Source organism: Streptomyces sp. ID05-39B, assembly GCF_033794725.1.
GTDB lineage: Bacteria > Actinomycetota > Actinomycetes > Streptomycetales > Streptomycetaceae > Streptomyces > Streptomyces bobili.
In genome coordinates this window covers 1-17,720 of the sequence record NZ_JARGEF010000178.1, presented here as the reverse complement: position 1 = coordinate 17,720, position 17,720 = coordinate 1, and the positions used below count along the sequence as shown (strand labels likewise).

At 70.9% G+C, this 17,720-nt stretch carries 14 protein-coding genes; 6 read left to right on the top strand and 8 right to left on the bottom strand.

Annotated features, from left to right (window positions below):
- Positions 1–52: 52 nt before the first annotated feature.
- A complete protein-coding gene (locus P1P75_RS29675; RefSeq protein WP_319261117.1) occupies positions 53–1,111 on the top strand; it encodes a M23 family metallopeptidase in 1,059 nt (352 codons plus the stop codon).
- A 22-nt stretch (positions 1,112–1,133) separates the two neighbouring features.
- On the opposite strand, the gene P1P75_RS29670 is transcribed toward P1P75_RS29675, so the two are convergent.
- Positions 1,134–2,060, bottom strand: coding sequence for a GNAT family N-acetyltransferase (locus P1P75_RS29670; RefSeq protein WP_319261114.1), 927 nt, complete (start codon positions 2,058–2,060; stop codon positions 1,134–1,136).
- A 358-nt stretch (positions 2,061–2,418) separates the two neighbouring features.
- On the opposite strand from P1P75_RS29670, the gene P1P75_RS29665 reads away from it, so the two are divergent.
- The gene (locus tag P1P75_RS29665) at positions 2,419–3,141 is read left to right on the top strand and encodes an FAD binding domain-containing protein (protein WP_319261112.1); all 723 of its coding nucleotides are present in this window, start codon (positions 2,419–2,421) and stop codon (positions 3,139–3,141) included.
- 98 nt (positions 3,142–3,239) lie between these two features.
- Here P1P75_RS29665 and P1P75_RS29660 read toward each other — a convergent pair whose 3' ends face one another.
- The 6 genes from P1P75_RS29660 to P1P75_RS29635 all read right to left on the bottom strand — a co-directional run bounded on the left by P1P75_RS29660 (position 3,240) and on the right by P1P75_RS29635 (position 13,829).
- Entirely contained in the window at positions 3,240–5,786 is a 2,547-nt protein-coding gene (locus P1P75_RS29660; RefSeq protein ID WP_319261110.1) for a discoidin domain-containing protein, read from the bottom strand.
- A 432-nt stretch (positions 5,787–6,218) separates the two neighbouring features.
- Positions 6,219–8,246, bottom strand: a complete 2,028-nt coding sequence (locus P1P75_RS29655; protein ID WP_319261107.1) for a glycoside hydrolase — start codon at positions 8,244–8,246, stop codon at positions 6,219–6,221.
- A gap of 162 nt (positions 8,247–8,408) precedes the next feature.
- The gene (locus P1P75_RS29650) at positions 8,409–10,451 is read right to left on the bottom strand and encodes a beta-galactosidase (RefSeq protein ID WP_319261104.1); all 2,043 of its coding nucleotides are present in this window, start codon (positions 10,449–10,451) and stop codon (positions 8,409–8,411) included.
- 72 nt (positions 10,452–10,523) lie between these two features.
- A complete protein-coding gene (locus tag P1P75_RS29645; RefSeq protein ID WP_319261102.1) occupies positions 10,524–11,861 on the bottom strand; it encodes a sugar ABC transporter substrate-binding protein in 1,338 nt (445 codons plus the stop codon).
- Between the two features lie 89 nt (positions 11,862–11,950).
- Positions 11,951–12,898 (bottom strand): carbohydrate ABC transporter permease, encoded by a 948-nt coding sequence (locus P1P75_RS29640; protein ID WP_319261099.1) that lies wholly within the window; start codon positions 12,896–12,898, stop codon positions 11,951–11,953.
- Between the two features lie 4 nt (positions 12,899–12,902).
- Positions 12,903–13,829 (bottom strand): sugar ABC transporter permease, encoded by a 927-nt coding sequence (locus P1P75_RS29635; protein ID WP_319261096.1) that lies wholly within the window; start codon positions 13,827–13,829, stop codon positions 12,903–12,905.
- A gap of 345 nt (positions 13,830–14,174) precedes the next feature.
- Here P1P75_RS29635 and P1P75_RS29630 point away from each other — a divergent pair, with 345 nt between their 5' ends.
- The gene (locus P1P75_RS29630) at positions 14,175–15,242 is read left to right on the top strand and encodes a LacI family DNA-binding transcriptional regulator (protein ID WP_319261094.1); all 1,068 of its coding nucleotides are present in this window, start codon (positions 14,175–14,177) and stop codon (positions 15,240–15,242) included.
- 113 nt (positions 15,243–15,355) lie between these two features.
- Here P1P75_RS29630 and P1P75_RS29625 read toward each other — a convergent pair whose 3' ends face one another.
- The gene (locus P1P75_RS29625) at positions 15,356–16,024 is read right to left on the bottom strand and encodes a lysophospholipid acyltransferase family protein (RefSeq protein ID WP_319261091.1); all 669 of its coding nucleotides are present in this window, start codon (positions 16,022–16,024) and stop codon (positions 15,356–15,358) included.
- A 202-nt stretch (positions 16,025–16,226) separates the two neighbouring features.
- Here P1P75_RS29625 and P1P75_RS29620 point away from each other — a divergent pair, with 202 nt between their 5' ends.
- The 3 genes from P1P75_RS29620 to P1P75_RS29610 all read left to right on the top strand — a co-directional run bounded on the left by P1P75_RS29620 (position 16,227) and on the right by P1P75_RS29610 (position 17,605).
- The gene (locus tag P1P75_RS29620) at positions 16,227–16,403 is read left to right on the top strand and encodes a hypothetical protein (protein ID WP_086772313.1); all 177 of its coding nucleotides are present in this window, start codon (positions 16,227–16,229) and stop codon (positions 16,401–16,403) included.
- Between the two features lie 239 nt (positions 16,404–16,642).
- Positions 16,643–16,960: a hypothetical protein gene (locus tag P1P75_RS29615; protein ID WP_319261088.1), complete on the top strand. Its 318-nt coding sequence runs from the start codon at positions 16,643–16,645 to the stop codon at positions 16,958–16,960.
- Between the two features lie 297 nt (positions 16,961–17,257).
- The gene (locus P1P75_RS29610) at positions 17,258–17,605 is read left to right on the top strand and encodes a PRC-barrel domain containing protein (RefSeq protein WP_319261085.1); all 348 of its coding nucleotides are present in this window, start codon (positions 17,258–17,260) and stop codon (positions 17,603–17,605) included.
- Positions 17,606–17,720 lie beyond the last annotated feature (115 nt).

The following is a 17,720-nucleotide window of genomic DNA, read 5'->3' as shown; positions in this document are numbered from 1 at the left end:
TTTTTTTTTTTTTTTCAAGCCAAAAACCGCATACGGTTTTTCCGCCTTTCTCGTGGGCTCGGAAATTTGTATAAGAGCCAGCCGCCGACGCGGTCCCGGAGCGTTCACCTTCCTGGCGCTGCCCGGCCTGCTCACCCTGTCCGCGGTCGCCGGCTTCCTCGCGCTCACCGGCGGGCTGCCCTCCGACTGGACACCAGGTACCGACGGGCAGCAGGTCACCGTGCCCGGGGTGAACGAGACCTATGTGCCGTGGCTGCGCAAGGCCGCGGCCGGCTGCACCGTCGTCACGCCGTCCCTGCTCGCCGCGCAGATCGACCAGCTCTCCGGCTGGCAGGACGACACCGGCCGGCTCTCCGCGGAGCAGGGCATCGCCGGCTTCACGGACGCGGAGTGGCGTACCTGGGGCAAGGACGACGACGGCAACGGGAACTCCTCGCCCCGCGACCCCGCCGACGCCATCATGGCGCTCGGCCGCCAGGACTGCGCCCTCGCCGGGGAGGTCACCGGCCTCAGGACCGACGGCACCGTCACCGGCGACCTGGTGGACCTCACCCTCGCCGCGTTCGCCGTGGGCGGCCGGGAGGTCGCCGCGGCCGGCCGTGTGCCCGCCGGGGCCCGGACCTACCTCGCCGAGGTCAGGCAACTCCTGCCGCGCTACGAGGCGTTCGACCGCGAGAGTCCGGCCGCCGGCGGCCCCGCCGACGCGATCCTGGCCCCGCCCGTGGCCACCCTCGTCATCACCTCCCCGTACGGCTCCCGTCAGCACCCCCTCACGGGCGTGACGAAGCTGCACACCGGAGTGGACTTCGGCGCGCCCCAGGGGGCACAGGTCGCCGCCGCCCGCGACGGCCGGGTGGTCTTCGCGGCCATGACCAGGGCGTACGGCAACCGCGTCGTCATCGACCACGGCACGATCGACGGCAAACGGCTGGAGACCACCTACAGCCACCTCTCCGTGCTCGGCGTGAGAGCCGGGCAGAGCGTGCGGACCGGCACCCCGGTCGGCCGGGTCGGCTCGACCGGCCTGTCCACCGGCCCGCACCTGCACTTCGAGGTCGTCCACGACGGCTACTACGCCGATCCGCGGCCCTGGCTGGCCCTCGGCAACTGAACAGGAGGGAGCCGCAGTGCGCTCAGCTCAGTACCGCCTCCCAGGTGTCGACGGCGTAGTGCACGGTCATCCCGTTGCGCGCGTACAGCTCGGGTGCGCCGGTGGCGTTCGAGGTGTCCACGCCGAGGCCGACCGTGTCCCGGCCCCGCGCGGCGAACGCCGCGAAGGCGTGCCTCAGCAGCAGCCCGGCGACGCCCCTGCCGCGGGCCTCGCGCAGGACGCCGATGCTGCGGATCCAGCCCATTGCCTCACGGTCGTCGCGCGCCAGCAGGAAACCGGTGTCGCCGAGTTCGTCCGTGGCGGCGATCCACACCAGCGACCAGTCGAGGCCCTGCGCGTCGACGTCGTGCAGCCACTGCGCGTAGCCGCGCGGCTGGAAGTCGAAGTGGTCGGCGAAGCTCGCCTGGTACAGCTCGTGCACCCGCCTGCGGTCTGCCTCGTCGGCGCAGGCCCGCACCCGCACACCGGCGGGCGGCACGGGCGTGAGGTCGGCGGCCCGGTCCAGGGGACGGCGCAACACGTGGTATCGGCGTACGACGTACCAGCCGCGGCTACGGAGCACCTCGGTGTCGAGGGTGGGCCGCACGTTGAGATGGAGGTGGACCACCGCTCGCGCGCAACCGTTCTCGTGGGCCTTGCGCAGCGCCCTGGCCTCCATCGCCTCCAGCAGGAGCCGGCCGGCCGCCTGGTGCTCGGGCAGGACGTAGTGGTCGATGTCGACGCGCTCACCGGACGACTCGTCCCAGAGCAGGCCGTAGGCCACCGGGCGGTTTCCGTCGAGGGCGAGCCAGGAGTCCTGGGCGAGGTCGGTCTCCGGGTGCAACAGATCGGCCTCGACGGTGTGCAGGTCGGTCTCGGGCCGGCCGATCTCGATCAGGTCGACCGCGTTGAGCAGGTCGGTGACGGCGGGCGCGTCGGCGAGCGTGGCCGAACGAAGGACGTAGGACATGAGGGCAGGGTCCGGGGAGGAGAAACAGGCCGCAACGGATTTTCCGTCGCCGTCATGCATGTCCGGTGTCCGCGGACCTCCCCGACCGGCGTCCTCCGACATTCCCGGCCGGTGTCCACCGAAGTCCCGGCCGGTGTCCACCGACAGGCGCCGTCCCCGGTCGGCGGCCGTCCCACGGCTGACGGCCGCCGCGGGCGCTCGCCCGTCACTCACACGAGGGGCGCACGCGGCTCGTCAGTGAGCTCTGTACGCGCCCCCACGGGCGTGGGCAGAATGCGCTCTGCCAGTGATCACATGGCGGAGGCGCCGGTTCCGCACCCGTCGACCGCCACTTCTCCGGGAAGGCAGGTAGGTCGCCGTGTTGTTGCGTCTTCCCACCTCCATATCCGAAGCGCAGGAATGCCTCGCTGAGGGTGCTGTACCGATAGGCGGGGCCACTCTCGTGTGGGCCGGCTGGCAACGGGACGGATTCCCCGAACTGGCCATGTCGCTGCGTGATCTGCCCGCGGCCAACGCGGTCGGGCAGGGGACGCTGGGCGCGGCCGTGGTGCTGCACCGCATCGACGGCGAGGTGCCGGAGGTACTGCGCCGGGCCGCCTCCACCGTCGGCACCGGAGCCGTGCGGAGGACGGCCACCGTCGGCGGCAACATCGTCGGCAGCACCCTGCGGTGTCTGCTGCCCGCCGTCCTCGTGCTGGACGCGCGGGCCACGGTGCTCGAACCCGACCGGGTGTACGAGACCGATCTCGCCGAGGTGCTGGCCAAGCGTCACCTGCTGCTCGGCCTGCGCTGGCGTGAACCCGTCGTAAGCGGCTACCACAAGGTTCCCGCGGACGCCGGCGGCCCGCCGCCCTTCGTGGTGGCGACCGCCGTCCACGCCGACGGCGACGGCCACCGGCTGCTGCGGGTCGCCGCCCGCGACGGTTACGAGGTGCTCAGCGAGAGCGTTCCGTGCGAGGCCGGTCCCGACGAGGCGCTGCGAGCCCTGGACCGCACGGAGTTCGGCGCCCTGCCCGCCGAGGCCAGGGGGGTCGTCCATCGGCAGGTCACGGACGTCCTGGCCCGTGCCGCCGAGGACTGAGACCGGCCTCTCGACGAGGCGAGGCCCCGGTCGGACCTGCCGGTACGGCAGATCTGGCCGCCGTACCGGCAAGTGGTCACGCCCTGGCCGTGCCTAGCTCACGGGAACTGCGTGATCTTGGACGGGATGGTGTCCGAGCCCGAGGTCGGCGCGCCCGTGTCGTTGACGACGTGCGCGTACTGACCCTTGCCGCCCAGGGAGATCACCTGGAGGCTGTGCAGCTTCACACCGGGTTTCACCGGGACCTGGAAGCCGTGGTGCTGCACGATCGAGGAGTCGGACGTGAAGTTGCAGTAACTGCCGAGACCCCATGCCTCGTGCTGGTTCACCGTGTCGGCCACCTTGTAGGCCGCGTAGCCGACGATGCCGTCATGGGTGACGGCGGCCGCGTTCGGGACGTCGTACGCCTTCTCGTTCTGGAAGAAGATCGTCCGCCCGCGCTCGCCGTTCCAGACGACGTCGTACTTGTTGAAGTGCTCCACGAACAGGCCGGTGGCCAGGACGTCGTCGCCGTTGACCCGCAGGCCGTAGTCGGCCCGGTTGGTCTCCCAGCCGACGCCTTCGCCGTGGTCGGCGCGCCAGATCCAGGTGTGGTCGATGAGCACGTCGTCGCTGTTGACGACCACCGAGTCGGTGGCCAGGCCGGGACCGGCCCCGCCGATGCGCACGAACACGTCCTGCATGGTGGTGGGGTTGGCCGCGTGGTCGGCGCTCGAACCGGCCGGGCCGATCCGCAGCAGTGCGTCGGAGCGGACGGCGCCCGCGTCGATGAGGAATCCGGCCAGCCGGACGCCGTCGACGTCGGCCACGTGCATCGCGTCGACACCGCCGTCGGGCACGAGCGTGGCCAGTCCCAGACCCAGCACGACCGTGTCGGCGCGGTTCACCTCGATCGCCCGGTCGAGGTGGTAGACGCCGGGCGTGAACAACAGGTGCAGGCCCTGGGCGAGGGCGGCGTTGATGGTCGCGGCCGTCGCGCCCGGCTTGACGACGTAGAACTGGCTCAGCGGGAGGGAGGTGCCGCCCGCGTTGGCCGGCCAGGACACCCCGCGCGCGTTCGTCCGCTTGGCCGGCACGAACACCTTGTACTCGGAGCCGTCCAGGTAGAGGAAGGGCTTCTCGCGGGAGACCGGCGTGGTGTCCAGCGTGGTGTACGGGCCGGTGTCGAAGTTGGTGGCCGGGGCGCCCTGGACGCCGGTGAACGTCATGTTCCACACCCCGTTGGTCCAGCCGCCGACGGAGCTGTCGCGGGTGTACCACTGCTGCTGGGAGTACGGCCCGACGGTGCCGTCGATCTTGGAGTCGGCGATGTAGCCGCCGGAGGCCCAGCCGTACCCGTTGGGCGAGAGGTTGAGACCGCCCTGGACGTGGATCCGGCGGAACGGCGCGGCCTGCGCCACCGCCCACCGGTCGGTGCCGTTGACGGGGCGGATGGCGAGGTTCTCCGCCGAACGCCAGAAGTTCTGGGTGGCGTTGCCGTTGAACCAGCCCGCGTCGACGGTGATGTCACCGTTGATCTGCGTGTCGTCGGGGTTGAGGCCGAGCCCGGAGATCGAGGTGTAGAAGCCCAGTTGGGCGTTGATGCCGTTGTACGTGCCGGGCTTCAGCAGGAACTGGTAGCGCTGGGAACCGAACTGGTTCGACTCCTGCTGGGCGAAGACCTGGTCGAACCTCTGCTGGAGGTTCGCGGTGTTCGGGTCCACGACGATGACGTTCGGCCCGAGGTCACCGCCGCCCTCGATCGGGGGCGTGCCGCCGGTGCCGGTGTGGACGGCGACCTCCCACAGCGAGTAGCCGTACGGCGTGGCGCGGGTGGTCCCGTGGATCCGCACGTAGCGGCCCGAGCCGCTGACGTCGTAACCCGCCGTCCCGCCGGTCGCGTCGGTCACGCTGCGCAGGGTGTTCCAGGTCTGACCGTCCGCGGAGGCCTGGATCTGGAAGTCCTTCGCGTAGGCGGCCTCCCAGTTCAGGTCGATCCTGCACAGGTCCCGCGCCGAGCCCAGGTCGACCTGCACCCACTGCGGGTCGGCGGCCTGACTGGACCAGCGGGTGCCGGGGTTGCCGTCGAAGGCGGCGGAGGCGGGGGTGCTGGCGTTCTCCGTCGAGGAGGCCGAAGCGGGCCTGCCCTGCGCGGCATCGGCGGCGTCGCAGGTGGTGGGGGTGGTGCCGCCGGAGGTGCCGAAGACCTGGAACTCCCAGAGGGAGTAGCCCCACGCGGTGGCCCGCTTCACGCCCTGCATCCGCACGTAACGGCCCTCGCCGGACACGGCGTGGGTGTCGGTGCCGCCGTCGCCGCCGGTGACCGTCCTCAGGTCGGTCCAGGTGCTGCCGTCCGGGGAGATCTGGAGCCGGTAGTCCTTTCCGTAGGCGGTTTCCCACTGGAGCACCACCTGGGTGACGGTGGCGGTGGCGCCGAGATCGACCTGGAGCCACTGCGCGTCCGTGGCGGCGGAGGACCATCGGGTGCCGGTGTTCCCGTCCACGGACAGGGCGGCGGCGGTGCCGGCGTTCTCGGTCGAGGACGCGGTGGCGGTCCGGCCCTGGGAGAGGAGCGTGTCGGCCGCCGCCGCGGATGGCTGGGTCGTCGGGAGGGTGAGCAGCGCTGCCGTGGCGGCGAGCGCGACACCCAGGGATCTGAGTCTCATACGGGTCCCTGCGGGGGTGAGTGCGGGTGGGTACGGACGCGTGCGGTGCGGAGGACGCGGAGATGAGCCGGAACATGCGCCGGGGCCGACGCGCCAGCCGCTTAGTTCAGGGCTTGATTTAACTGATGACCTGTCTGGTCGGGCAAGCCCCGTGAAGCAGGAATCTTTTCAAGCGGTGACCGCGGCCGGCTCACCGCGATCACCGTTGCGTTCAAAAGGTGACGCCCGGGGGGAGCATTCGGTGGGCGGTCTTGTGCAGCACCCCGTGGGCGGCCGAACCGACGGACGACCGGCGCCCGCCTCGACGAGCCTGCCTCCACGAGCCTGCGGCGCCGTGCGGCGCTGCACCCGCACCCGCACCCGTCCCCGCACAGCACTCCGCCCGCATCACCAGGATGGCGATGCGGGCGGAGACAGCGGACGGACAGGGGGCTACGGAGTCACGTCCGTGACCCTCCAGCGCTGGTTGGAGCCGGAGTTGGGCTGCCAGGTGGTGACGGCGGCGCCCTCGTTCGTCGCCTGGCCGCCGACCTCCAGGACCCGGCTGGTGGCCGGGTTCACCAGGGTCCAGGTGCCGTCACCGGTGGTCGACATGACCCATTCGGTGGCCGGGTCGCGCTCACCCGTGTCGGGTTCGACCACGGGCACGTTGTCGCGGACCGCCAGCCGCTTGCCCTCGGCCGGGTTGGCGAACACGTAGTGCTGGCGGGCGCCGGTCTCGCCGTACCGGGCGTCGAGCTGCCACTGCTGGGCCGCGGTGCCGTTGCCGGTGCCGAGGACCAGGCTGGTGCCGTTCGCGGCGACGGTGACCGCCTTGCCGCTCTGCACGCCGGTCAGCGTGTAGGTCTGGCCCTTGCGGATCAGGGGGGCGTCCTTGGCGACGCCGGACACGCCCTTGACGGCGAAGGAGGTCACCGACTGGGCGGGCACGGTGAAGGTGGCCTTGCGGTCGCCGACCGCGATCGGCGCCTGCGGCTGGAGCTTGCCGTCGGCGCTGGTGACCACCGGGGTGACGGTCGCGTTCTTGCCGATCTTGCGGAACTTCGACAGGTCGATCGTGACCGTACGGGCCTCGGTCGTGCTGTTGACGTGGACGAGTGAGGCACCCTTGCCGTCCGCGGTGACCGCGGCGGCGCTGGAGGTGTCGTTCGTCCTGATCAGCTTGTCGCCGGGCTTGATGAAGTGCGTGAAGTTGCGCGCGGTGTCGAACTTGGTGTTGGTGAGGACCGGGCAGGACTCCAGCGTGTCCGTCGAGGTGCAGCTGAACGGGAGCTGGATGCTGCCCCAGTTGCCGCCCTTCGCGGACTCGCCGCCCGGCTTCATGTTGTCGAGGTCCTCGACCGGCTGCCAGAACACCCAGGCGCTGGGCTCCAGTTCGCGCAGGTCGTTCACCATCTGCTGGGCGAGACCGAGACCCGGACGCATGTCGGTGAAGCTCTGGCCGTCGCCCCAGTCGCCCTCGACCTCGCTCATCCACAGCGGCTTGTCGGCCGCCTTGGCCAGGTCCCGCACGGTGGTGCGCTGACCGGTGCCGTAGGTGTGGACGTTCATCTGGTCGACGAGGTCGCGGGTGGCCTGCGGGTAGGCGTTCCAGTTGGTCGCGAAGATGCCCGGGTTGGTCTCGTCCATGGCCGAGATCTCGGCCTTGACCTTGGCCTTCTTCAGGGCCGGAGCCAGGGCGGCGAGGACCTTCTGCTGGACCTCGGGGCCGATGTGGGCGCCCTCCTGGCGGCCGCCGACCGGCTGGCCGTCAGCACCGAGGCGGGTGCCCCAGTAGGTGGTGTTCGGCTCGTTGAACGGGTCGACCGTGTCGACCTTGATGCCCTCGGCCTTCTCCAGCCGCTTGGTCGCGCCCGCCACGTAGGCGGCGAAGTCGTCGACGGACTCCGGCTTCAGCTGCTCGGCACCGGAGTCGAACCCGCCGGAGACGTAGCCGCTGACAGTCATGAACCACGGCGGGGAGTTGCTGAACGTCTCCCAGTGGTCGATGTCGTTCTTGATCCGGTCGACCCACCAGCGCTGGTTGGCGTCGGCGTCCTTGTTCCAGTCCGCCGGGTCCTCGGCGCTCCACCAGTCGGTGTCCGTGCGGGTGGTGCCCGCGGGCGCCTTCCACCAGCCCTCGACCGCGCCGCCGGCGCGCAGATAGTCCTTGACGTCCGGGGCGTTGCCGCCGCCGATGTTGTACCGGGCGATGTTGAGCGCCAGCCCGTCGTCGCCGAAGAGGAGCTTCGCCAGCTTCTCGCGTATCTCCGGCGGGTAGTCGCCGGTCGCGTTGGCGAACCAGACGAGGCTGGTGCCCCAGCCCTCGAACTTCTCCTGCTGGTACGACGGGTCGGGCTGCACGGTCACGGACGCGGCGGCCTCGGCCTGCGCCGGTACGGCGAGCAGGGCGGCCCCCGTGGCCAGAGCGGTCAGTCCGGCGGCCCCGAGGGTCCGTCTGGTGCGGGTACGGCGTGCCATCTGTTCTCCCAACTGCGGTGCGGTCGCTGCATGGGCCCCTCCCGCCAAGGGGGCGGGAGGGGATGGCCCCCGGCACGGATGCGTGCCGTGCCGAGGAGTCGTGCGGGTGGGGGGTGTGCGCCCGCCGGGGCGGGCGGCTCGTTGCGGCCGGTGTGCTTCGGGTCAGCCGACGGGCTGGCGCAGTACGGCGACCTCGCGCGGCCCGAGGACCAGCGCGCCGTCGGTGCCGCCGGTGCCCACCAGGACGTCCCCGGTGAGCCCGGTGACGGGCACCGTGTCGTCGGTCCGGTTGACCAGGAACAGGAACCGTCCCGCGGCACCGCGCCGGACGGTCAGTTCGACCCGGCCGCGCGCCTCCTCGGGAAGCTCGCCGGCGACCCCGGCCGGCTCCAGCAGCCGCGGCAGCAGCGACACGAGCCCGTCGACGCCGAGGCGGGTGGAGACGTACGACGCCGAACCCTCGCCCGTGGGACGGCGGGTGACGGCGGGCCGGCCGGCCTGCGCACCGGTGCGGTAGCGGGCCAGGACCTGCGTGTCGGCGTCGGCCGCGCTGATCTGGTCGGTCCACAGGGTGCCCGTGGTCCCGTCGTCCAGCTGCACGCTCTCCCCGGCAAGCAGCGGCCCGAACTCCTCGACGCGGATGCCGAGCAGCTCGCGCAGGGCGCCCGGATAGCCGCCCAGCCAGACGTGGTCGTTCTCGTCGACGACGCCGGAGAAGTACGTGGTGATCAGGTGGCCGCCCCGCTCGGTGTACCGGGTCAGCTCCTTGGCCAGCTCGGCGGGCACCACGTGCAGCACCGGGGCGATCAGCACCTGGTGGCGGGAGAGGTCGGCGCGGGTGGTGACGAGGTCGGCGCGGACGCCGAGGGCGAGGAGCGCCGAGTACCAGTCGAGCGCCTCCTGCCGGTAGTCGAGCAGGGAGGTGGGGTGCGAGTCCTGCTCGCTGGCCCACCACGAGTCCCAGTCGTACAGGATGCCGACGCGGGCGTTCTCCCGCTCGGTCCCGGCCACCGGCGCGAGAGTCCTGAGGGTCTCGCCGAGCGCGGCCACGGCCCGGAACAGGTCACTGTCCGCGCCGGCGTGCGGGACCATCGCCGAGTGGTACTTCTCGGCTCCGGCCGCCGACTGCCGCCACTGGAAGTAGCAGACCGCGTCCGCCCCGTGCGCCACGTGCAGCAGCGCGTCGCGGGCGAGGTCGCCGGGCCGCTTGGCCACGTTGACCGGCTGCCAGTTCACGGCGCTGGTCGAGTGCTCCATCAGGAACCAGGGCCGCCCGGCGGAGATGCCGCTGACGAGGTTCGCCGAGAAGGACAGCTCGTCGCGGTCCTGCGGTCCGGGGTGGACGTAGTGGTCGTTGGAGACGAAGTCGATCTCGTCGGCCCAGTCCGGGTAGTTCATGCCCTTGGTGTTGCCCATCACCATGAAGTTGGTGGTGACCGGAACCTCGGGCGTCAGCTCCCGCAGGACCTCCCGCTCGGCGCGCAGGTGGTCCTTCAGCGCGTCCGAGGAGAAGCGCTTGAAGTCCAGCTGCTGCGTCGGGTTGGGGTGCGAGGCCGCCAGCCGCGGCGGCAGGATCTGCTCCCAGTCGCTGTAACGCTGCGACCAGAACGCCGTGCCCCACGCGTGGTTGAGGGCCTCCAGAGTGCCGTAGCGGGCGCGCAGCCAGCCGCGGAAGGCGCGGGCCGCGTCGTCGGAGTAGTCGTAGACGTTGTGGCAGCCCAGCTCGTTGGAGATGTGCCAGGCCACCAGCGCCGGGTGGTCCTTGTACCGGTCCGCCAGCTCCCGCACCAGCCGCAGGGCGTGCTCGCGGAAGACGGGGGAGGTGGGCCGCCAGTGCTGGCGGGCACCCGGCCACACCGTCTCACCGTTCGCCGTCACCGGCAGGATCTCCGGGTGGGCGGTGGTCAGCCAGGGCGGCGGGGAGGCGGTCGCGGTGGCCAGGTCGACGCCTATGCCGCCCGCGTGCAGCAGGTCCATGACCTCGTCGAGCCAGCCGAAGTCCCAGGTGTCCGGGGTCGGCTGGATCCGGGCCCACGAGAAGATCGCCACGGACACTACGGTGACGCCGGCCTCGCGCATCAGCCGTACGTCCTCCTCCCACACGTCCCGGGGCCACTGCTCGGGGTTGTAGTCGGCGCCGTAGGCCAGACGCGGGGCGGGGTCACCGTCCGCTCCGCGACGGCGGGAGTGGAGGGTGGAGATCATGGCGGTCCTTCCGGGGTGTGGTGCACGGGGCGGCGCGGAGATCGCCCGCGCCGCCCGGCGTCTGGTGCTGTCCTACTTCTCGACGGTGAAGCCCTGCTCCTCGCCGTACTTCACCGAGGCGTCCTGCCACGACTTCAGACCGTCCGACAGCTTGGTGCCGGAGACGTAGGCCTTGCCCACGGTGTCGTTGAAGATCGAGTTGGCGTACTGCTGGAACGGCAGGTACGACCAGTCGTCGGCGACGTTCGCGGCGGAGTCGGCGAAGATCTTGTTCGCCTCCTGGCCACCGAAGTAGTCGAACTTGGTGCCCTGGAACTCGGCGGACTGCAGCTCCGCCGTGGTCGCCGGGAAGGCACCCTGCTTGACGCGGGTCTGCACGCCGTCACCGGAGTTCGCGTACTCGACGAAGGCGTACGCGAGTTCCTTGTTCTTGCCGAGCGAGGGCAGCGTGAGCGAGCTGCCGCCGTTCTCCGCGCTGGCCTTCTCGCCCTTGGTCCACGCCGGCATGGGGGCCGCGCGCCAGTCGCCGGCCGCGTTCGGCACACCGGTGACGAAGTTGGCGGGCATCCAGGCGCCGGTGGTCAGGGTGGCGATGGTGCCGTCGCCCAGGCCCTTGTACCAGTCGTCGGTCCAGCCGTTGATCGGCGAGACGAGCTTCTCGTCGATGAGCTTCTGCCAGGTGTCCGTGTACTTCTTGGCACCCGCGTCGTTGAAGCCGATCTTCACGTTGGTGCCGTCGACCTTGTACGGACGCGAACCGGCCTGCCACAGCATGCTGGTGGTGAAGCCCGCGTCACCGGCGTCGTTGGCGATGTAGACCTTCGGGTCGGCCTTGTGCAGCGCCCGCGCGGCGACGACGTACTCGTCCCACGTGGTCGGGACGGCGATCTTGTACTTGTCGAAGACCTTCTTGTTGTAGAACATCGCCATCGGGCCGGAGTCCATCGGCAGGCCGTAGACCGCCTTGTCCTCGCTGACGGCGTTCCACGGACCCGGGGTGTACTTGGACGCCAGCTTGTCGGCGCCGAAGGGGGCCAGGTCGGAGAGGCCCTTGGTGAGCGCGTACTGGCTCACCGCGAAGTACTCGACCTGCGCGACGTCCGGGACGCCCTTCTCGGCCGAGATCGCGTTCGACAGCGCGGTGTAGTGCTTGTCGCCGGACCGCTCGCTGACGAGGTTGATCTTGACCTTCGGGTACTTCTTCTCGAAGTCGGCGGCGACCGTCTTCAGCGTGGGCTCCCAGGACCACACCGTGACCGTGCCGCCCTTCTTCAGGGCCGCGTCGAGGTCCGAGGCGGAGACCGCCTTCTGGGCGGAGTCGTCGTCCGAGCCGCCACAGGCGGTGGCGCCCAGGGCGAGGGTGGACAGGAGGGCGATGCCGCGAAGCAGGCGGCTGGTCTTTCTGCGCATGGAGGTGCTTCCACTTCTTCGTGGGCGGGACGGGGTGAGGGTGGTGGTGCGCGGTGTGGGGCTGAGGAGGCGGCCGTGCGGCCGGAGGATCACTCCTTGACGCTGCCCGCGGCGAGACCCGACTGCCAGTACTTCTGGAGCAGCAGGAACGCGGCGATGAGCGGCAGGATGGTGAGCAGCGAACCGGTGATCACCAGGTTGAAGATGACGTCGCCGCCGATGGTCTCGGCCTGGGAGTTCCACACGCTCAGACCGAGCGTCAGCGGATACCAGTCCGAGTCCTTGAGCATGATCAGCGGCAGGAAGTAGTTGTTCCAGGTGGCGACCGTGGTGAACAGCAGCACGGTCACGATGCCGGGGGCGAGCAGCGGCAGGACGACGGTGAAGAAGATCCGCGCCTCACCGGCCCCGTCGATACGGGCCGCCTCGAGCAGTTCGTTGGGGATGGCCTCGGTGGCGAACACCCACATCAGGTACAGGCCGAACGGCGAGACCAGCGAGGGGATGATCACGGCCCAGGGGGTGTCGGTCAGGCCCATCTTGCTGAACATCAGGAACGTGGGCACCGCCAGGGCCGTACCCGGGACCGCCACCGCGCCGATGACCGTGGCGAAGATGCCGCGCTTGCCGGGGAAGTCGAACTTCGCCAGCGCGTAACCGCCGAGCACCGCGAGGAAGGTGGCCCCGCCGGCGCCCAGCACCACGTACATCAGGGTGTTCAGCAGCCAGCGCGTGAACACGCCGTCGTCGTAGGTGAACGTGTCGCGGATGTTGTCCCACAGCGCGAAGTCGTCGGCGAACCACATGCCGGACGAGTCGGCCAGACCCGTCTGCGTCTTGGTGGCGTTGATGGCCAGCCAGATCAGCGGGACGACGGTGTAGATCACGATCAGCGAGGTCAGCACCGTCAGCAGCAGGCTGCGCTTGGGCCTTCCCGCGGAGGGCTTGCGCGGCTTGCGCAGCCTCGGGGCATTCCGGCCGGGACCCGAGGTCTTCGCGGGTACGGAAGGGGAAGCGGTGGTGAGAGGGCTGCTCATCGGGTCACGCTCCCTTGCGCATGCCGCGCAGCTGCACGACGTAGGCGATCACCATCGTGATCAGGCCCATGATGATGGCCACCGTCGCGGAGTAGTTGTGCTGCTGGCCGTTGAAGGACAGCGAGTACGTGTAGAAGTTCGGCGTGTAGTCGGTGGTGATGGCGTTGCGGGCCAGCGGCCGCAGGATGTTCGGCTCGTTGAAGAGCTGGAAGCTGCCGATGATCGAGAAGATCGTCGCGATGACCAGGGCGCCCCGGATCGCGGGCAGCTTGATCGCGGTGATCACGCGGATCTGTCCGGCGCCGTCGATCTCCGCCGCCTCGTACAGCGAGAGCGGGATGACGCGCAGCGCCGAGTAGAAGATCAGCATGTTGTAGCCGACGAACTCCCACGTGACGATGTTGCCGATCGACGCCAGCACCAGGTCGGGGGAGAGCGGGTCGGGCAGCGAGACGCTGAACGCCTCGTTGATGTCACCGACCAGGCCGTACTTCGTGCCGTACATGAAGCCCCACATGAGGGTGGCGACCACGGCGGGCACCGCGTACGGCAGGAAGATCGTGATGCGGAAGAAGCTCCTGCCGTAGAGCCGGCCGCTGTCCAGCGCCAGCGCCACCAGCAGGGCGATGCCCAGCATGATCGGCACCTGGATGGCCAGGAACAGTGACACCCGGCCGAGCGCGCCCCAGAACTGGTCGTCCTTCAGCGCCTGCGTGTAGTTGTCGAAGCCGACGAACTGCGTGCCGCCGATGAGCTGGTCACGGAAGAGGCTGAGGTAGATCGAATACGCGATCGGGGCCAGGAAGACCAGGGCGAAAACGGCCACGAAGGGACCGATGAAACCCCAGCCCATCCAGGAGCGGCGGTCCCGTTTCGCCGGAGGGGGCGCCGGCCGCGGCTCGGCGGCCACCGGCGGTTGCAGCGTCGTCATGTCGTTCCTCGCTCATCCAGTCCTGGAACCCGCGGTGTCGCGCCGACGTGCAGTGCGCACCGCCGATGTTTACGCAAACATCAGCCACCGCGAAGAGGCAGTGGGCTGTTATGTTTACGTAAACATCTGATGGCGGCATGTCTACACTGCCCCGATAACCATGGTCAAGGGTCATCTGCGGAGACCCTCGAAGCTGCGGCGACAGAAAGATGGGGGCAACGCGTGGAGATGGCTGAAAGAGCCCCGGCGAACGGAGCCGGGACGGCCATGGGCCCGGCCGGGGGCGCTCAAGGCCCGGACGGCGCGGCACGACGGGCTCGCGGCCGGGGCCGGACCACCGCCTCGATGGCGGACGTGGCCCGCCTCGCCGGCGTGTCCTCGCAGACCGTGTCCCGGGTCTCCAACGGTTACGCCGGTGTGAACGAGGAAACCCGGCGGCAGGTGCTCGCCGCCATGAAGGAGCTGGGCTACCGGCCCAACAGCGCGGCCCGCGCCCTCAAGCGCGGAGAGTTCCGCACCATAGGCGTGATCACCTTCACCCTGTCCACCACCGGCAACGTGCGCACCCTGGAGGCCATCGCCACCTCCGCCGCCGCCGAGGGGTACGCGGTCACGCTGCTGCCGGTCGCCGTGCCCACCCAGGACGAGGTGCGCGGCGCGTTCTCCCGCCTGGAGGAACTCGCCGTCGACGCGGTCATCGTCATCATGGAGGTCCACCTGCTGGACGCGGCGACCGTCACCCTGCCGCCGCACGTCCAGGTCGTGGTCGTCGACTCCGACGCCGGCAGCCACTACACCGTCGTCGACACCGACCAGTCCGGCGGCACCCGCACGGCCGTCCAACACCTCCTGGACCTCGGCCATCTGACGGTGTGGCACCTGGCGGGCCCCGAGGACTCCTTCGCCGCCCAGCGCCGCGCCGACGCCTGGCGCGGGGCGCTCACCGACGCGGGCCGTCCCGCGCCGTCCGTGGTCCGCGGCGACTGGTCGGCCGAGTCCGGCTACCGGGCCGGCCTCGAACTCGCCGCCCAGGAAGACTGCACCGCCGTCTTCGCGGCCAACGACCAGATGGCCCTCGGCCTGCTGCGCGCCCTGCACGAGCGCGGCCGGCGCGTCCCCGAGGACGTCAGCGTGATCGGCTTCGACGACATCCCCGAGGCCAGCTCCTTCCTGCCCCCGCTGACCACCCTCCACCAGGACTTCGCCGAGGTCGGCCGCCTCTGCGTCCAGGCGGTGCTGCGCAAGATGCGCCGCGACGGCCCCCAGCGCGGTACGACCCTGGTCCCGACCCGCCTGGTCCTGCGTGACAGCACGGCGCCGCCCCCGGCCGGGAAAGCGGGAGAAGCCGGAGGAGCGGGAAGGGCTGGAGGAGCAGGGGCAGTGGGAGGAGCGGGAGGAGCGGGGAAGGACTGAGACCGATGGGGTCCGGGCCCGGTCTGCGGGGCCGGTCTCGTGATTGACCGGTGGAAGCCGCGGAGGCGGCGACCCGGGACAGCTCGCGGCCGGGCCGGCCCCGGACCATGCCTCTACACCAGCCGCAGCTCCAGGTCCCGTTCCCCCACCGCCCGCGCCGCCGTGCGCCAGGCGACCGTGACGGCGGTGCGCGCGGCCGCCGTGCCGGTCCGCGCCTCCGCGGGGAGGCGCTGCGGGGCGCCGACATGGACGTGGCAGTGGGGGCGGCGCAGCGGGGCGGTGAGCGCGCCCGCCACCTGCTTGGCCGTCGAGCCCGAGGTGATCCGCCGGGCTCCGGCGTGGCCCACCGGCACCACCAGGGCGCCCGAGACCTGCGCGAGCCGGGCCAGTCCGGTGCGGAACGCCTCCGGCGGGCCGGGCGCCGCGTCCCGGCGGTCCGGCAGCCCGCCCTCGCCGTAGAGCAGGACGTGCCGGCCCCCGGCGAGGGCCTCGGCGGCGGCGTCCAGGGCGTTCGCGGCCCGCGCCGAGCGGCGGTGGACGGGGATGTGTCCCTCACGGGCCAGGGCCCGCCCGAGCACGGGCACCCGCCACAGTCCCGCGGTCGCCATCACGACCGGCTCCACACCGAGTCCGCGCAGCGCGGCCAGCACGACCGCGGGGTCGGCGAGGGAATCGTGGTTGGCCGCGAAGATGGTCCCCGAGGAGAGACGCATCCTGAGGTCACTGGTCACGGTGAGGCGCCCGAACAAGGGCACCAGGACGGAGGCGGCACGGATCAGCACGGTGGGCCCTTTCCGGTCGGGGCGGGGTGAGTGCGCCCAGTCTGACGGCGGCGCGACGGCCCCGCCTGAGTACGCCTACTCAGACACCCGTACGACCTCCAGTGGATTCGGCGGTGTTCGCGGCCCGGTCGGGGGCATCCGGAGAGCGACGGACCCGACCGGGCCGACACCCACAGCAACCACCCCCGAAGGGACGGACATCGTGCTGGCCATCATCGCGGCGGTGGGGTTCTTCATCGCCTTTCTGATCAACGCGGCGGAGATCTCGACCAACGACACCTTCACCTCCACCAACATCATGCTGCTGAGCCTGACCCTGCTCGCCCTTCACCTCGGCGGCGTCGGCACCGGCTGGCCGGCGCGCGGCCGCAGACGCTGAAGCCACGTGCGGGCCCGGCGCGGGCCCGCCCCCGATGTCCCCCCGATGTCAGGGAGCGGGGCCCGCTCGTCTGCGGGCGGGGCCCGCTCGGGACGGTCGGGGCGGTCGGACGGTGAGGTTCCCCCGTGTGGTGTGGCTTTCAGGCCCCGCAGCGCGCCGCTGACCAGCGGGTTCGACCGTCTTCCGATGGCCGGGCGGAGTCGGGGTAGGCGGGGGAGGGAACCCAGGAAAGGATCGTCATGACGACCTACGTGATCAGCGTCCCCGGCACCTTCACCACCGGCGTCGACGCGGACACCCGGGCCCGGATCAGCAGCTCCCTGAGTCCGGCCGACCCGCACCGCACGCAGATGGGGAACAACGAGGGCCTCGACGCCCTCTCGCTGAACGACGACGACACGTTCACCATCCGGCTGACCGTCGAGGCGGACACCGGGCCGCACGCCGAGGAGAGCGCGCGGCTGCTCGCGCAGGCGGCACTGCGGGACTCCGGCCTGGACGAGAGCGCCGCCCCGCTGGGGCCCGCGGCGGTCACCGGAATCGACTCCGACGTCTGATCCCGGCCGCGGGTCGGCGGACACGCGCGCAACCGCTTTCGGAACGCCTCCGCGAGGGCGGCGAGCGGCAACACCGGCAACCGCTGTCAGCAACTCCTGCGCGAGCAACCGTCGGCAACCGCTTTCAGCAACCCCCGCGCGAGCAACCGTCGGAAACCGTTTTCCGCAACCGCCTCCGCGAGCAGAGCTGTCGAAAACAGCGAAACCGTTTTCCGCATCCGGCACGCTGCTGCTCTCGCTGCCGCATCCGACACCCTTCCGCATCCCAACCGCTTCCGCATCCGAAACGAGGACACCGTGAGCGAGTACCGAGGGCACACCGTCCCGACCGCCGGGCACACTCCGGACGACGACCTGACCGGCTACCAGGTGGACGCCAGGGACGGGCATGTGGGCAAGGTCAGCAAGTACACCAGGGACCTCGGCCGGCTGTACCTGGTGGTGCACACCGGGATCTGGTTCCTCGGCAAGGACGTGGTGCTTCCGGCGGACGCCGTCATGGGCGTCGACCACGAGGTCCGTACCGTGCAGGTCTCCCGGACGAAGGACGAGGTGCGGTCGGCGCCCGTCTTCGACACGGAGAGGTACCTGGGCGACCCGCGCCACCGTGACCAGCTCGGCGGCCGGCACGGTCCGGGCCACTGACCGCGCCGCCTCGCCCACCACCTCGCCCACCACCTGGCCACGCCCGGCCCGCCGTCCGCCCACGGCCGCGGGCTGGGGCCCCCGCGGACCGGTGGCCCACCGCCTGGCCATAACC